Genomic DNA, 15,562 nt, shown 5'->3' with positions numbered 1-15,562 from the left:
ATAGCGCGATGAGCAAGGTGACGATCTCCCGGCTGTTCGACGACTACGCCGACGCGCAGAAGGCCGTTATCAACCTTCGTGAAGCCGGTGTGCCCGAGGACGACATCAGCATCATCGCCAACAATGCCGACAAATGGTACGCGCCCGACTATGCCGCGGGCGCCGGCAAGGGCGCCGCGATCGGTGCCGGTTTTGGCGGGGTCGGCGGACTATTGGCTGGCCTCGGACTGCTGGCGATTCCCGGACTCGGACCGGTCGTGGCTGCCGGATGGCTGGCAGCGGCCGCAGCGGGCGCCGTGGCCGCGGGCGCCGCTGGTGGCGTGATCGGGATGCTGGCCGAAGCCGGCGTCGCCGTGAACGATGCCGAGGTCTATGCCGAGAGCATCCGCCGCGGAGGTAGCCTCGTCAGTGCCAAGGTGGAGGCGGCCGACAGGGACAGGCGGGAGGCGCTGCTGCATCCATCCTCGGTCGATATCGCCCAGCGCCGCAGCGACCTGGCCGCAACGGGCTGGAGCAAGTTCGATCCCTCGGCCCCTGACCTCACGGCTGACCAGATCAAGCAAGAGCGCGGGTTGCGGGTCTCCAAACCTGCCTGAACTCCAAGCCTGCCTGAACTCCAGGTCGGCTTGAGCTGATGGATCGCCTCTGTTAGCTCAGATAACCTCTTTCAAATGACAGGATATCCTCATGACTGATGCCGTTCGGCCGCTGATCGCGGGCAACTGGAAAATGAACGGCCTCATGGCGTCGATGACCGAGTTCGAAGCGATGCTGCGCGGTGCGCCGGATGTGCTGGACAAGGCCGATCTGCTGGTCTGTCCGCCGGTCACGCTATTGGCGACGTTTGCGTCGAAGGCATCGAGCTTCGGTCAAGAGGGCAGCCATGTCGTCTCAGTTGGGGCGCAAGATTGTCACAAGAACGTCTCAGGAGCGCATACCGGCGATATCGCGCCCGAAATGCTGGCTGATGCCGGCGCGACCGCTGTTATCGTTGGACATTCCGAGCGCCGCGCCGATCACGGCGAGACCGATGCCGTGGTTCGTGAAAAGGCACTGGCCGTCTGGCGCGCCGGGCTCACGGCGATCGTCTGTATCGGCGAGACCCAGGCCGAACGTGATGCCGGCAAGACCCTCGACGTCTGCGGCACCCAGCTGAAAGGCTCGCTGCCGGATGATGCCACCTCGGGCAATCTGATCGTGGCCTATGAACCGGTCTGGGCGATCGGCACAGGATTGACGCCGACAGCCCAGGATGTTGAGCAAGTTCATAAGTTTATCCGGGATCGTTTGACTGAACGCTTTAAGAACGAGGGGGACTCGATCCGGATCCTGTATGGCGGTTCGGTCAAGCCATCCAACGCCAGGGAGTTGATGGCGGTTCCTCATGTGAACGGTGCGCTCGTGGGCGGCGCCAGCCTGAAGGCCGCCGATTTCCTTGCGATCGCGGCGGGCTGTCCTTAACTAGCTCGAATTGTTGGACTACGCGGGAAGCAATGCCAGCTCTGGGAGCGTTCCCTTCACATGGGAGCGTTCAAAGGCTGGCCCCTCCGGGGGTGACAATCCCCCGGTCGATCGTGTAGACACCGCTGGATTCAAACCCCGCAAGCCATGACTGCAGCCGGCGATCGGCGCTGCGTGCTTGCGATGGAAGGACACGATGCAAAGCGTCATTATCGTTATCCACCTCATGATCGTCGCGGCTCTGATCGGGACGGTGCTGCTGCAGAAATCCGAAGGCGGCGGCCTGGGCGTCGGTGGCGGCGGCGGTGGCGGCTTCATGTCCAGCCGCGGCACGGCGAACCTTCTGACACGCACCACCGGCGTTCTTGCGGTGGGCTTCTTCCTGACCAGCCTGTTCCTCTCGTGGCTCGCGACCTATGAGCGCAAGCCGACTTCGATCCTGCCGGGCTCGACCGCGCCGGTGTCGCAGCCGGGCTCGCCGCTGGCTCCGCCAACCTCGGGCGGCCTGCTGGATACGCTGAAGAAATCCGACGAACAGCAGGCTCCTGCAGCCCCGGCACCGCCACGCTCGCAATAAAGCAGAGGCGCCATGCAGGACGGGGACTACCGTCCTGCATCAGCAGATCCCATCAAGGGGCTGCAATCATTTCGTTTTTCAAGTCACCCACAGCCTCACCGATTCTCGGCTGACGGCTGCGATTCGTTTTGGCGAATCGGTTTCGGAGCCTTAAAGGTTAAGTCCCATGGCGCGGTACATTTTCATCACCGGCGGCGTGGTTTCCTCGCTCGGTAAAGGTCTGGCTTCAGCGGCGTTAGGCGCGCTGTTGCAGGCGCGTGGCTACAAGGTCCGGCTTCGCAAGCTCGACCCCTATCTCAACCTCGATCCCGGGACGATGTCGCCGTATCAGCACGGCGAAGTGTTCGTGACCGATGACGGCGCCGAGACCGATCTCGATCTCGGCCATTATGAGCGTTTCACCGGACGGCCTGCCACCAAGCAGGACAACATCACCACCGGGCGAATCTATCAGGACATCCTCACCAAGGAACGTCGCGGCGATTATCTCGGCGCCACCATCCAGGTGATCCCGCACGTCACCAACGCCATCAAGGACTTCGTTCTGTCGGACAATGACGGCTACGACTTCGTGCTGGTCGAAATCGGCGGCACCGTCGGCGACATCGAAGGCCTGCCGTTCTTCGAAGCTATCCGCCAGTTGCGCAATGACCTGCCGCGCGGCGACACCGTGTTCGTGCACCTGACGCTGCTGCCTTACATTCCGAGCGCCGGCGAGTTGAAGACCAAGCCGACCCAGCATTCCGTCAAGGAGCTTCGCTCGATCGGTATCCAGCCCGACATCCTGCTGTGCCGCTGCGATCGAGATATTCCCAAGGAAGAGCGCCGTAAATTGGGGCTGTTCTGTAACGTCCGCGAAAGCGCCGTGATCGAGGCGCGCGACGTCGACAACATCTATGCGGTGCCGGAGGCCTATCACGTCGCCGGGCTCGACGACGAAGTGCTGGCCGCATTCGGCATGACGCCGAAGGCGCTGCCCGAGCTGAAGACCTGGAACACCATCAACGAGCGTATCCGCCATCCGGAAGGCGCGGTGACCATCGCCATCGTCGGCAAATATACCGGCATGAAGGACGCCTATAAGTCGCTGACCGAAGCGCTGTCCCATGGCGGCATCGCCAACAAGGTGAAGGTCAATCTCGACTGGATAGAGAGCGAAGTCTTCGAGAACGAAGATCCGGCGCCGTTCCTCGAACACGTCAACGGCATCCTCGTGCCCGGCGGCTTCGGCCAGCGCGGCGCCGAAGGCAAGATCCGCGCAGCGCAGTTCGCCAGGGAGCGCAACGTGCCGTATTTCGGCATCTGCTTCGGCATGCAGATGGCGGTGATCGAAGCCGCGCGAAACCTTGGCGGCATCAAGGACGCCAACTCCACGGAGTTCGGCGAGACCAAGGAGCCGGTCGTCGGCCTGATGACCGAATGGCTGCGCGGCAACGAACTCGAGAAGCGCCACAATGCGGGCGATCTCGGCGGCACCATGCGTCTCGGCGCCTATCCGGCGACGCTGACCAAGGGCAGCAAGGTCTCGGACGTCTATGGCGGCGCCACCGAAATCTCCGAACGCCATCGCCATCGCTACGAGGTCAACACGGCCTACAAAGACCGTCTCGAAAAGCATGGGTTGAAGTTCTCCGGCCTGTCGCCGGATGGCGTGCTGCCGGAGATCGTCGAATACGAGAACCATCCGTGGTTCATCGGTGTGCAGTATCATCCCGAGCTGAAGTCGCGCCCGTTCGAACCGCACCCGCTGTTTGCGTCCTTCATCAAGGCTGCGGCGGCGCAGAGCCGGCTGGTGTGAGACCGGAGGAGCGGATTTGGCGAAGCTGTAATCCGCCGTCGGCGTGTGTGGGACGGAAGGATGGCGGATCACGCTTCATCAATCCGCCCTACGACCGAGTTGCCCATGTCGCTGCGCTCATAAGGGCTGCGCAGACTGCCGATTGATCGGCAGAAACCAATCATGCGAATGATCCCTGAGGCGTCGGTCTTCTGACCGGCCGAACGGACAGAGGGATGATCCATGCGCGCTTTCTATCACCCGGATCAGGCAATTCATTCGCCGCAGCAATTCATGCGTTACGGCCGCTTCGTGCCCATCAAGGATTCGCCGGTTCGCACCGAACGACTGATCGGCGCTTTGGCGCGGCACGAGATCACGCCTGAAAAGCCGGCGGAGTACGGCACTGCGCCCGCGCTGACGGTGCATACGCCGGCTTACGTACGCTTCTTGGAAACCGCGTGGGATAATTGGGCGCAACTGCCTGACCACGGACCGGAAGTGTGGCCGCAATATTTCCCGTATTGGAGCGGACGCCCGGAAGAGGCTGCACGGCGGGATTGCCCGGCAACCGGATTTATCGCTCAGGTGGGCTGGTATCTCGGCGATCTGTCGGTGCCGATGGGCCCCGATAGCTGGCGTTCCATCCTGCGCTCGTCGGAAACAGCGGTCACTGGCGCAGACGCTATCGTCGGCGGGGACCGCGCTGCCTATGCGCTGTGCCGGCCGTCGGGCCATCACGCGCGCGCCGATCGCGGCACAGGCTTCTGCTACCTGAATAACAGCGCGATTGCCGCGCAGCGATTGCGCAGTCGCTTTGGAAAGGTGGCGATCATCGATGTCGACGTTCATCACGGCGATGGCACGCAGCAGATTTTCTATAATCGTCCAGATGTGCTGACGATCTCGATCCACGGCGACCCTACGAATTTCGTGCCGTTCTATACGGGCTATGCAAGCGAGACCGGCCATGGTGCCGGCGAGGGCTTCGATCTCAATCTGCCCTTACCGCCCGGTGCCGGTGGCGCTGAGATGAATGCAGCGCTCGACACGGCGATCGAACGCGTTCGCGCATTTGGCGCCGATGCCCTTGTCGTGGCGCTCGGCTTTGATGCCCATCGCGATGATCCGATCGGCATCCTGAAGCTTGACGCAAAGGACTTCGGGAGCGTCGGCACCAAGATGCAATCGCTGGGTCTGCCGACGCTCATCGTTCAGGAGGGCGGATACGGCATCGATGCGATCCAGGACTGCCTCGATTCCTTCCTGACTGGCTTCAGGCAAGCGTAGTTCGGATGGGATCGCGTAGGGCGGATTACGCTTCGCCCCACGGCTCAGCCACAGGTTTCAGCTCTCGAAGAATACAAACGCCGCCCAGACCGACGGGTCTTTGGCGGCTGTGATCTTGCCCTGGATCGCTTCGATGCGGACCTTCCGGAGGGCGCTGGCGTAATCGAGTTTCTCGTCGGCCAGCACCTGATAGAACCGCGCCATGAAGTTGGCGGTGCCTTCGTCTGCGACCTCCCACAATGTCAGCAGCGAACGCCGGGCGCCGGCGATGGCAAGGGCGGTGGGCAAGCCGCGCACGCTGCCAATCCGGCTGGGATCGCCGAGCGCCGTCTGGCAGGCGGATAGCACGACAAGGTTGGCCGACGACAAATCCCAGTTCATCAGCTCGTGCGCATAAAGTACGCCGTCATTGTCGTCGCGCTGCGGCGGGCGGCTGAGATTGGGGCGCGAGGCAACGAGGCCGCTGCGCCAGAGCGCGTCGGTGCGGTTGGAGGCGGTCTTGTAGAAGCCGTGGGTGGCGAGATGGATCAGGGACGCGCCTTTGGCGTCGGCGCGGATCGTCGCTTCGCCGCTGTCGCTGCCCGAGAGGATGGTAACGACAAGGTTGCGCTTCTTCAGATCGGCGCTGACCGTATCGACTTCGGTCTTCGTCGAGGGTAGCTCATTGGCGGCGCCGGCATAGTCGAGCCCGCCGACCAACAGCGCCTTGTCGCCCGATGCAAGCCTGTTGTCGTTGTTCGCAAAGAACAGCGCGTCGGCGCGCGTCATGATCCGGGTGTCGTAAATCTCGTCGAGATAGCGGCCGCCCGCATCCTGCAGCATCGCGAAGGGCAGGCTGTAGAGTTCGGCATCGGGGACAAGAAACAGTCGTTTCACGTCGGCGAGCTGCGGTTTCAGTGGTCCGAGCAGCGTGTCATGGAGGCGACGGAAGAGCTTTGCGTGATCTGGCGCCGTCGCATCGACTGCGAGGAAGCTGTCGAGCGGGCCGAGATCGACCAGTGCTGGCGCAGTGTCGTGGCGGCGGATCACGGCCTGCAGCCGCATCTCCGGTTTTGGCGCGATCGGATTAACGCGGTTGCGGCGGCCGCTGACGAAGAAGTCGACCAGCGCGTCGCTGCGTTCGAGCTTGCTTTCTATTGAAGGGAGCTTGAGATCGATCGGCGCCTTGTCACCCGTCTTCGCCGCAAGCGCCTGCCGCGCGTCCTGCAACTGCCTGAGCACGTCGCGCGCGTCGTCATCGATCTTGCCCGACGACAGCAATTCCTGCTGCTGGCCGGACAATCGCAGCACGGTCTGTGCCAGTGCCTTGGTGGCGTCGTCAGGCAGCCGGTCGGCCGTCAGGCGCAGCATGGTGCGTTCGCCATCTTCCATCGTCTTCCAGCGCGACACTGCGTCGGCATAGGCGATGGCCGCGGCTGGTTCGACCAGTGCGTAGCGCCCGAACTCATACAGGATATCATCGGCCAGCTTGCGCATGGTCTCGGCGACGTAGCGGTTACCGGCGGTGCCGACCTCGCGCAGCATCCAGCGGAACGCCTGCTGCTCGACATCCTTGAAGGTCGCCAGCGTGTCCTTGTCGCCGCGCTTCATTCGAGTCATCGCGACACCGAGCAAGGCATCGAACGTGATCGGATGCTGACGCGCAATGGTCGTCTGCGAACGGTGATAGGCGTCGATCCGCAGCGCCAGCGCGCGGTCGGTCTCGCCACGTGTCTCATACTGATCGGCAGCGAGTTGTGCCGCCTTGATGCGCAGGAGATCCGGTGCGCCGCTCCAGTCCTTGACCTTGGCCATGGCTTCCAGATCTGGGCGGCTCATCTCCTGGTCGGGATGGAAATAGGCTTTTGTATAGGCGATCCAGACATTGGCCTGCTGGACATGTTCAGAGCGGGGATCGGCGAGTTCGGTCGCGCAGCGCTTTTGCAAGTCGAGCGCGCGGAGCGTTTCGGCTTCGTTGCCCATGGCCAGATGGTTGAGCGCGAGATTGCTGGCGCTCACCAGCGCCTGGATGCTGCCATAGCCGTAATGCGCGATGCGCTTGCGCAGCAGTGGTTCGTCGATCCCCGCGGCGACGTCGGGATGCCCGACCATGCGCAGCGCTTCGGCATAATTATTCTCGGTGCGCCAGGTCAGCGGCTCCCGGTCGCCGAGTGCCTTTCGCGCGTTGAGGTAAGTCTCTTCGGACAGATTGAGGCCGGATGCGACGGCGCCGTTATTGGTCAGCAGCGTCGCGAGGATGTCGCCGCCGGCAATGTCCTGTGCTGAATTCGGGCCGTATTCCGCGCGCATGCGCTTGCGGGCTTCGGTCGCCACGGGAATGCCGAGATTATATTGATTGCTGCGTTCGAGGAAGCGCGCGTATTCGAACCAGAATGTAACCGCATCGCGGCCGCCGTCGCGTGCGGCGCGGGTCTTGGCCGCTTCGGCAAAAAGCTCCGACGCGGTCGCGTTGTCGCGCCGCCGCTCGAACGAACTGGCGGCATTGAGATAGGCCGTGATTGTGAGGCTGTGATAGTTGCTCTGCGTGACCTCGCGGAGCGCATTTTTCAGCCGGTCGCGGCCGCTGCCGTCGTTGCCTGTGCGCAGCGCGTTGAACGCATCCTGGATCTTTGCCGTGAGTTCACGCTCGCCGGGTGCGCGGCTGTTTTGCGCTTCGGCGACAGGGGTGAGGACTGGCAGCACGATGAGGCCACCGGCGATAGCGATGGCCAGCCGGCCGGCAACGCCGGCTGCCCATTGCGCCCGGGATGACAAAGACATCTCCGGCAAGTCCTACTTGCAGCCCGATGTGCTGTCTCCGGCACGGGCCATCGGCTTGCCGTTGATGAACACGCCAGTGCTGCCCGAGATGGTCTTGCCGCCGCACTCGGTGCTGCCGCCGACGACGGCCGCAGGCTTGCCGCTAATGTAGACGCCCTTCGCACCCTCGATGATCTTGCCGTCGGTGGTGGTGTCACCGACGCGTGCCGCCGGCTTGCCATCGACCATCACGCCGGTGGCGCCCGACGTGATCTTGCCGGGCTGTTGAGCGGCGGCAGACACGGTCAGTGCCATCACGGTGATTAGCGACAGAAGGGGCTTTTGCATGGTCGATCCAAGTCGGTTGCGTCACAGGCGGCATGATGTAAGCCTGACGTTGCGCAGGCAAGGGACGATGCCGCAACAAGCCATGCGTTAGAGTCTTTCAAGGCTGACAAAAAGGGAAGGAACCAAGCCGATGATCTATGAATTACGCGTCTATCGCTGTTTGCCGGGACGGTTGCCGGCGCTGATCAAGCGATTTGAATCTGTCACATTGAAGCTCTGGGAGAAGCACGGCATCCGGCAGTCCGGTTTCTTCACCACCGTGATCGGCGAATCCAATCAGGAGCTCACTTACATCCTCAAATGGGAATCTCTCGCAGAGCGCGAGAAAGTCTGGACCGCGTTCATGACCGACCCGGAGTGGATGTCGGCGCGCGCGAAGTCCGAAGAGGACGGCCAGATCGTCGGCAATATCGTCAGCCAGCTGCTGGCGCCGACTGCCTTCTCGGCGCTGAAGTAAGCCTGGTCCCGGGGGCAGGCCGGTTCGCCCGGTGCTGAGGCCGTCCTGGTCGGATTGGAGGCGGCTCCCGCCGCAACCCTGATATTCCGACCGGCGGGATGGGCCTGATCCGGCTTGCATCCCGCCCGGTCCTGCGGTCATGGTCTCGCACGAAAAGGAGACCATTTTGACCGCATCGTCCACAGCCGCGCCCGTCGTCGCACTTGGCAATGTCCGCTTCGGCAATGCTCTGCCGATCTCGCTGATCGCCGGGCCATGCCAGCTCGAAAGCCGGGCGCATGCGCTCGAAGTGGCGCAGGCACTGAAGGAGATCGCGACGCGGCTCAAGATCGGCCTTGTCTTCAAGACCTCGTTCGACAAGGCCAACCGCACCAGCGCCTCCGCGGCGCGCGGCATCGGCCTCGATGATGCTCTGCCGATCTTTGCCGAGATCCGCGAGACGCTCGGTCTGCCGGTGCTGACAGACGTGCACGAGAACGATCAATGCGCCCGTGCCGCCGAGGCGGTCGACGTGCTGCAGATCCCGGCGTTCCTGTGCCGGCAGACCGATCTGCTCCTGGCCGCGGCCGCGACCGGCAAGGTCGTCAATGTGAAGAAGGGCCAGTTCCTGGCGCCCTGGGACATGGCCAATGTCGTCAGCAAGCTGACATCGTCGGGCAACGACAGGGTGCTGGTCACCGAGCGCGGTGCGTCGTTCGGCTACAACACGCTGGTCTCTGACATGCGGGCGCTGCCGATCCTGGCGCGGACCACCGGCGCGCCGGTGATCTTCGACGCCACCCATTCGGTGCAGCAGCCGGGCGGCAAGGGGACGTCCTCGGGCGGCGAGCGCGAATTCGTGCCAGTGCTGGCGCGTGCGGCCGTGGCCGTCGGCGTGGCCGGTGTCTTTATCGAGACCCATCCCGATCCGGACAATGCGCCGTCCGATGGACCGAACATGGTGCCGCTGCGCGATTTCGAGGCGCTGGTGAAGAACCTGATGGCGTTCGACGCACTGGTCAAAGAGACGGCGGCCAAGGCCTGATCATGCAGCCCTCTGCCGCGGCGCTGGTGGCGCGCTGATGCCTCCGGTCCTCAATATCATCGCATTGGCATCCTTTGCCGCCGCGTTGTCGATGCGCGCGCTGGATCCGGTGCTGCCGCATGTCGCCGACGATTTGTCCATCACGGTGGCAATTGCCGCCGGTCTGGCATCCGCACTGGCCTTCACCTTCGCCATCGTGCAGCCGGCGCTCGGTGCTGCCGCCGACCTGTTCGGTAAGCCTCGACTGATGATCGTCTGTCTGGTGCTGCTCGGCATCGCCAATATTCTCGGCGCGATCACCACCGACTATCCGCTACTGCTGGCGACACGCGTTCTGGCTGGCATCGGGGCAGGCGGGGTGTTTCCGGTGACCCTCAGCCTGACCAGCGATCTGGTCGGGCCGAAGCTGCGTCAGGTGGCGCTGAGCCGCGTGATGGCCGGCGCCATGACCGGCAATCTGCTGGGTTCGACTGCATCCGGCGTAATCGGCGATTTCTTCGGCTGGCGCGGTGTGCTGGTCATCCTCGGCGGCCTCGCGATCGTCGCATCGGTCGCGGTGGCGTATGGCTTCAAGGGCGCCGCGATCATCAAGCCGACCGTGAAGGCCGACTTCGGCAAGCTTGCCCAGGGCTACAAGGTCATTTTCCGTAATCCGAACACGCTGATCGTTTACAGCGCCGTGTTCATTGAGGGCTGCTGCATCCTCGGCCTGTTTCCCTATATTTCGTCGTTCCTGTTCGACCGCGGCGTCACGAGTCTCTCGATCGCGGGCCTCGTGATCGCCTGCTTTGCCGTCGGCGGCCTGTTTTATACGGCGACTGTGTCGCGCATGCTGGCGCGCCTCGGCATCAACGGCATGATGATCTATGGCGGCATCGTGATCGCGATCCAGCTTGCCGCCACCGCCTTCAGCCCGAACTGGCAGATCCAGGCACTGAGCCTGCTGCTGATGGGCTGGGGCTTCTACATGCTGCACGGCTCGCTGCAGATCTTCTCAACGGAGCTCTCGCAGGAAGCCCGCGCCAGCGCCATGTCGCTGCACGCCTTCTGCTTCTTCATGGGCCAGTCCGTCGGCCCGATCGCCTATGGCTTCGGTCTGGCGCACGCCGGCAAGATGCCGACGCTCCTGATCAGCGCCGCGATTGTCTTTGCGCTCGGATTTGCAGCGGCAAAGCTGCTGAAATCGACCAAGCCGGCGGATGCGACGGTAGTGCGATAGAGCGCAGACGCTGAACGCATTCTACGGCCTAGTTGGTTGGGGTTGCGAGCATGTTCAGCAAGTTTTCCGGCCAAACGATATCCGTTGTCTGCCTGAGTTCGTCCCTCGACCACCACCGGTGATCGGCAATCACTTCGGCTTCCTGCGGGGTCCATTCAAGACGGGACGGAGTGGCTCCGTCCGATGTCACGAGATAATATTTCTCGAACGAACTAACATATTCGCCATCGGGCATTTGTAGACTGAACTCTCGGTCCGCCACAGGCTCACCGACTGTATCGCGGATCAAGCCCGTTTCTTCCCGGAGTTCGCGAATGGCAGCGTCATGGAAGGTCTCACCTTCCTCTAAACCTCCGCCCGGTGTTGCCCAATAATCCTGGCCGGCGAGGGCACCTGATTTGTGAATAAAACGGAAGAGCAAAACGCGCCCGTCGTTGTCGATGACGAGCAGACGCGCGGATTTGCGCTGGCGCATGCTTGGATCTTCCGTTGTTTCCCTTTCGGGCTGAGGTTTCATCCCCGCCCGCGATACGGAGCGACGCCTTGCTCGGGGACCCAGACGCCCTTGGGCAGCGTTCCGGTCTGCCAGAACACGTCGATGGGGATGCCGCCGCGCGGATACCAGTAACCGCCGATGCGCAGCCATTTCGGCTTAATGGTGGAGGCGACGCGCTTGCCGATCTCCACGGTGCAATCCTCGTGGAAGGCACCGTGATTGCGGAACGAGGCGAGATACAGCTTGAGCGACTTCGACTCGACCAGCCACTGGCCGGGCACATAGTCGATCATCAGATGGGCGAAATCCGGCTGGCCGGTGATCGGGCACAGCGAGGTGAATTCCGGAGCCGTGAAGCGCACCACGTAATTGGTGTCCTTCTGCGGGTTCGGTACACGGTCGAGCTTGGCCTGTTCGGGGGAGGTCGGCCATTCCACAGCGCGGCCGAGCTGCAGGTCATCTGGCAATTTCGGGGATTTGCGGGGTGTTTTTGACATAAATATCTCCGTTATGGCGGTTCATAGCCAATCCCGGGCCAGTCGTCACGTCAGGCGGGGTTTTCCCGCCGGGAGGCTTGCTGTAGAAGCGGCGCCAACGACCCACCCCCAGCACAAAGAGGGCATTCATGACCGCCATCGTCGACATCATCGGCCGCGAAATTCTCGATAGCCGCGGCAATCCCACGGTTGAAGTCGACGTCGTCCTCGAAGACGGGTCGATGGGCCGCGCCGCGGTTCCGTCGGGTGCCTCCACCGGCGCCCATGAGGCGGTCGAGCTGCGCGACGGCGACAAGTCCCGCTATCTCGGCAAGGGCGTGCAGAAGGCGGTCGATGCCATCAATGGCGAGATCTTCGACGCCATCGGCGGCATGGACGTGGAGAACCAGGTCCAGCTCGACGAGATCATGATCGAGCTCGACGGCACCCCGAACAAGTCGCGCCTCGGCGCCAATGCGATCCTCGGCGTCTCGCTGGCCGCCGCCAAGGCGGCTGCGGAATCCTTCGATATGCCGCTGTATCGCTATGTCGGCGGGACCTCGGCCCGCACGCTGCCGGTGCCGATGATGAACATCATCAATGGCGGCATGCATGCCGACAATCCGATCGACTTCCAGGAATTCATGATCATGCCGGTCGGCGCCTCCTCCTTCGCCGAAGGCCTGCGCTGCGGCGCCGAGATCTTCCACACGCTGAAGGGCGAGCTGAAGAAGGCCGGCCACAATACCAATGTGGGCGACGAAGGCGGCTTCGCACCCAATATCGGTTCGGCCGAAGCGGCGCTGGACTTTGTGATGGCCGCCATCACCAAGGCTGGCTACAGCGCCGGCAAGGACGTGATGCTGGCGATGGATTGCGCCGCCACCGAATTCTTCAAGGACGGCGCTTACGTCTATGGCGGCGAGAACAAGACCCGCAACATCTCCGAACAGGCCAAGTATCTCGCCCAGCTCGTCGCCAACTATCCGATCGTCTCCATCGAGGACGGCATGTCGGAAGACGATATGGACGGCTGGAAGCAGCTCACCGACCTGATCGGTTCGAAGTGCCAGCTGGTCGGCGACGATCTGTTCGTTACTAACGTCACGCGTCTTGCCGATGGCATCAAGAACGGCCGCGCCAATTCGATCCTGATCAAGGTCAACCAGATCGGCTCGCTGACCGAAACGCTGAGCGCTGTCGAGATGGCCTACAAGGCGGGTTATACCGCGGTGATGTCGCACCGTTCGGGTGAGACTGAAGATTCCACGATCGCGGATCTCGCCGTCGCCACCAATTGCGGACAGATCAAGACCGGCTCGCTGGCACGCGCGGATCGTACCGCCAAGTACAATCAGTTGCTGCGCATCGAGCAGCAGCTCGGCACCCAGGCGAAATATGCCGGCAAGGCCGCACTGAAAGCTCTCGCGTAAAGCGCAAGCGCGGCCTTCGGCCGAGCAAGAAATTACGCGATCAACGCCGTTCGCTGAAATAGCGGGCGGCGTTTTTCATTGAATGACCCTGACCGCGTAAGCCTACAACGAGGTTCAATTTGTAGACGTCATCATGATACCCCATTGCGGTCGCGAAGGTATCACGTTGCGGGTTCAGCCTTCTCCAGGCAATGCCGATGGAGAGCGCGAATGCCCAACATCTTTAAGGTCCAAGGTTTCGGTGCACTGTCGGAGTGGAATGGACAGTTCTCCAGTGCGTCGGCCGATCAGGCGTTTCAGGCCATGGCGTCCCTCGGATCGAATTCGATCGCGCTGACGACGCGGATATGGACCGATAGCCGTACGGGCAATGACGTGCTCGCCGTGCCGGCCAAGACCGAAAGCGACGCAAGCCTGCTGGCCGGTTTTCAGAAGGCCCATGCCGCCGGGCTGGATGTTGTCTTCAAGCCGGGCATTACAGGTCTCGACGGCACGATCTCGCATAGTCTGGCGCCGTCGGACGTCGATGCCTTCTTCGCGTCCTACAAGGCCGAGATCGTTCACCTGGCTGAAATTGCAGAGCAGGGCGATGTCGCCAGTTTCGCCATCGGCAATGAGATGAGCAGCCTTTCGGGCGATGCCTATCGCAGCTACTGGGTCGATATCATCTCGGCCGTGCGCGGCGTCTATCATGGCGAAGTCACTTACGCGGCGGCAACCGACGAGGCATCCAAGGTCAGCTTCTGGGACCAGGTCGATACGATCGGCATCAACGCCTATCCACCCTTGACGGCTAGCACCACGCCGACGGTGGACGATCTCGTATACGCCTGGAATGAGGTGCCGTACAATCCGTATTACGCGAAAGCATTCGGCTATCAGTCGCCCGTCGATTTCTTTCACTCGCTGGCGTTGGAATACGGCAAGCCGGTGCTGATGACCGAGGTCGGCTATCGCAGCATCGACGGCACCGCGATAAATCCGGGCGGCGGATCATCGAAGGCACCTGCGGATCTCGCCGAGCAGGCCGATGCCTATAATGCGTTCTTTCAGGTCTGGAGCGCGCATGGCGGCAGCTGGCTGAAAGGCGTGGAGTTCTGGCAGTGGGACCTCAACAACTTCTATTCGGAGACCGGCTATTCGGTCATGGACAAGCCGGCGCAGGATGTGGTGGCGCAATATTTCCATGGGACAGGAGCAACGCCGGGCATCACCGTCACGGGCTCGTCGATCGGCGATACGATTGATCTCGGAGGCGGCAACGACGTCATCTTCGGTGGACTCGGGCATGACGAGATCTATGGCGGCGCCGGGAACGATATGATTGTCGCCGGTGCCGATACTGCGGGAAAGCTCGCAACGACCACCATCACGCTGACGGGCTATGGTTCGGTGGTGAACGGAATCGGCGCGCAGGCGCAGGTTCTGGTCAATGGCCAGCCGGTTTCGGGCGTGCTTGAATTCACGCCCGCGAGCGATCCGTCCGGCTATCAGACCTACACGGTCACTTTCGACAATCCTGCTAGCATCTCCAGTGTCGCGATCAATCTCGCAAATTCCGAGCCCGGACGCGCGCTGCATTTCAAGGACATCGCCATCAATGGCGTCGATCTGGTGCCGGCCGACGGCACCAATGCCAGCTCACCCGGCTCGTTCGATCTCTATGTCCGCAGCATCCAGTTCGACACGGCCAAGCATCAGGACTGGTTTTTCGGTGCCTCAAGCGACAACGACGTGGTGCGCGGCGGTGACGGCGATGACTACATTGCTGGCGGGATCGGCAATGACATCATCAATGGCGGCAATGGTACCGACACCGCGGTATTCTCCGGCAACGTGGCCGACTACAGCATCAATCGCAGTGGCGTTCAGACGATCGTCACTGACAGCGTCGCCGGTCGCGACGGCACTGACTATCTCACCAATACGGAATTTTTGAAATTCGCAAATGCCAGTATTGCCGTCGATACGCTCGGCCAAGCACTTGCAAGCAGCACTGGCAACGAGAACTTTGCTTTCAGCCCGACGTCCGGCCACACGACGTCCGCGCACACGGAGGTGCAGAATAGTGCGCAGGGCGAGGGCGCTGCGGAAGTCGCTCTTGCTCAGGTCCTGACGGCGTCCAGCCATCCCGTCGCGGCCGCGCCGGCACCGGACGACGCTCTCGGCACACACGATGCCGCGCTCGTGCCGGCGACGCCTCCATCGCATCATGATGTGCTGATCGTCTGAGGATTCCGGACGGCCAAAACAATTCAGCCGAGG

15 protein-coding genes are annotated in these 15,562 nt (G+C 62.5%); 10 read left to right on the top strand and 5 right to left on the bottom strand.

Annotated elements, in window-relative coordinates:
• Window positions 1–8: 8 nt before the first annotated feature.
• From AB8A23_RS21850 to AB8A23_RS21835, 4 genes are all read left to right on the top strand, one after another.
• Window positions 9–596 carry a general stress protein gene (locus AB8A23_RS21850; protein WP_439058240.1) on the top strand — a complete coding sequence of 196 codons (588 nt, stop codon included), beginning with the start codon at window positions 9–11 and terminating at the stop codon, window positions 594–596.
• Between the two features lie 91 nt (window positions 597–687).
• The gene (gene tpiA / locus AB8A23_RS21845) at window positions 688–1,461 is read left to right on the top strand and encodes a triose-phosphate isomerase (protein ID WP_439058241.1); all 774 of its coding nucleotides are present in this window, start codon (window positions 688–690) and stop codon (window positions 1,459–1,461) included.
• A gap of 196 nt (window positions 1,462–1,657) precedes the next feature.
• On the top strand, window positions 1,658–2,038 hold the full coding sequence (gene secG, locus AB8A23_RS21840) for a preprotein translocase subunit SecG (RefSeq protein ID WP_089264515.1): 381 nt from the start codon (window positions 1,658–1,660) through the stop codon (window positions 2,036–2,038).
• 166 nt (window positions 2,039–2,204) lie between these two features.
• Window positions 2,205–3,836 carry a CTP synthase gene (locus AB8A23_RS21835; RefSeq protein WP_068730833.1) on the top strand — a complete coding sequence of 544 codons (1,632 nt, stop codon included), beginning with the start codon at window positions 2,205–2,207 and terminating at the stop codon, window positions 3,834–3,836.
• A gap of 68 nt (window positions 3,837–3,904) precedes the next feature.
• Here the strand turns inward: AB8A23_RS21835 and AB8A23_RS21830 are convergent, their stop codons facing one another.
• Complete coding sequence (locus AB8A23_RS21830; RefSeq protein ID WP_158596801.1) at window positions 3,905–4,060, bottom strand: hypothetical protein; 156 nt, start codon at window positions 4,058–4,060, stop codon at window positions 3,905–3,907.
• Between AB8A23_RS21830 and AB8A23_RS21825 the strand changes: the two genes are divergently transcribed.
• Entirely contained in the window at window positions 4,059–5,105 is a 1,047-nt protein-coding gene (locus tag AB8A23_RS21825; protein ID WP_175367068.1) for a histone deacetylase family protein, read from the top strand. The genes AB8A23_RS21830 and AB8A23_RS21825 overlap by 2 nt on opposite strands.
• A 57-nt stretch (window positions 5,106–5,162) precedes the next feature.
• Here AB8A23_RS21825 and AB8A23_RS21820 read toward each other — a convergent pair whose 3' ends face one another.
• Both AB8A23_RS21820 and AB8A23_RS21815 read right to left on the bottom strand, forming a co-directional pair.
• On the bottom strand, window positions 5,163–7,865 hold the full coding sequence (locus AB8A23_RS21820; RefSeq protein WP_439058242.1) for a CHAT domain-containing protein: 2,703 nt from the start codon (window positions 7,863–7,865) through the stop codon (window positions 5,163–5,165).
• A gap of 12 nt (window positions 7,866–7,877) precedes the next feature.
• Window positions 7,878–8,192, bottom strand: a complete 315-nt coding sequence (locus AB8A23_RS21815; protein WP_439058243.1) for a PAAR domain-containing protein — start codon at window positions 8,190–8,192, stop codon at window positions 7,878–7,880.
• Window positions 8,193–8,322: 130 nt separating this feature from the next.
• Between AB8A23_RS21815 and AB8A23_RS21810 the strand changes: the two genes are divergently transcribed.
• The 3 genes from AB8A23_RS21810 to AB8A23_RS21800 all read left to right on the top strand — a co-directional run bounded on the left by AB8A23_RS21810 (window position 8,323) and on the right by AB8A23_RS21800 (window position 10,892).
• Window positions 8,323–8,649 carry an NIPSNAP family protein gene (locus AB8A23_RS21810; protein ID WP_116663548.1) on the top strand — a complete coding sequence of 109 codons (327 nt, stop codon included), beginning with the start codon at window positions 8,323–8,325 and terminating at the stop codon, window positions 8,647–8,649.
• Window positions 8,650–8,788: 139 nt separating this feature from the next.
• On the top strand, window positions 8,789–9,673 hold the full coding sequence (kdsA, locus tag AB8A23_RS21805) for a 3-deoxy-8-phosphooctulonate synthase (RefSeq protein ID WP_439058244.1): 885 nt from the start codon (window positions 8,789–8,791) through the stop codon (window positions 9,671–9,673).
• Between the two features lie 37 nt (window positions 9,674–9,710).
• A complete protein-coding gene (locus AB8A23_RS21800; RefSeq protein ID WP_439058245.1) occupies window positions 9,711–10,892 on the top strand; it encodes an MFS transporter in 1,182 nt (393 codons plus the stop codon).
• A gap of 28 nt (window positions 10,893–10,920) precedes the next feature.
• Here the strand turns inward: AB8A23_RS21800 and AB8A23_RS21795 are convergent, their stop codons facing one another.
• Together AB8A23_RS21795 and queF are read right to left on the bottom strand one after the other, a co-directional pair.
• Entirely contained in the window at window positions 10,921–11,367 is a 447-nt protein-coding gene (locus tag AB8A23_RS21795) for an NUDIX hydrolase (RefSeq protein WP_439058246.1), read from the bottom strand.
• A gap of 38 nt (window positions 11,368–11,405) precedes the next feature.
• Window positions 11,406–11,885, bottom strand: a complete 480-nt coding sequence (gene queF, locus AB8A23_RS21790) for a preQ(1) synthase (protein WP_439058247.1) — start codon at window positions 11,883–11,885, stop codon at window positions 11,406–11,408.
• A gap of 128 nt (window positions 11,886–12,013) precedes the next feature.
• Here queF and eno point away from each other — a divergent pair, with 128 nt between their 5' ends.
• Together eno and AB8A23_RS21780 are read left to right on the top strand one after the other, a co-directional pair.
• Window positions 12,014–13,297, top strand: coding sequence for a phosphopyruvate hydratase (eno, locus tag AB8A23_RS21785; RefSeq protein WP_175367062.1), 1,284 nt, complete (start codon window positions 12,014–12,016; stop codon window positions 13,295–13,297).
• Between the two features lie 210 nt (window positions 13,298–13,507).
• Window positions 13,508–15,529, top strand: a complete 2,022-nt coding sequence (locus tag AB8A23_RS21780) for a glycoside hydrolase family 113 (protein ID WP_439058248.1) — start codon at window positions 13,508–13,510, stop codon at window positions 15,527–15,529.
• Window positions 15,530–15,562: the final 33 nt, after the last annotated feature.

This window comes from Tardiphaga sp. 619_E2_N8_4, assembly GCF_051810905.1.
GTDB lineage: Bacteria > Pseudomonadota > Alphaproteobacteria > Rhizobiales > Xanthobacteraceae > Tardiphaga > Tardiphaga robiniae.
This window is presented reverse-complemented; position numbering and strand designations above follow the sequence as displayed.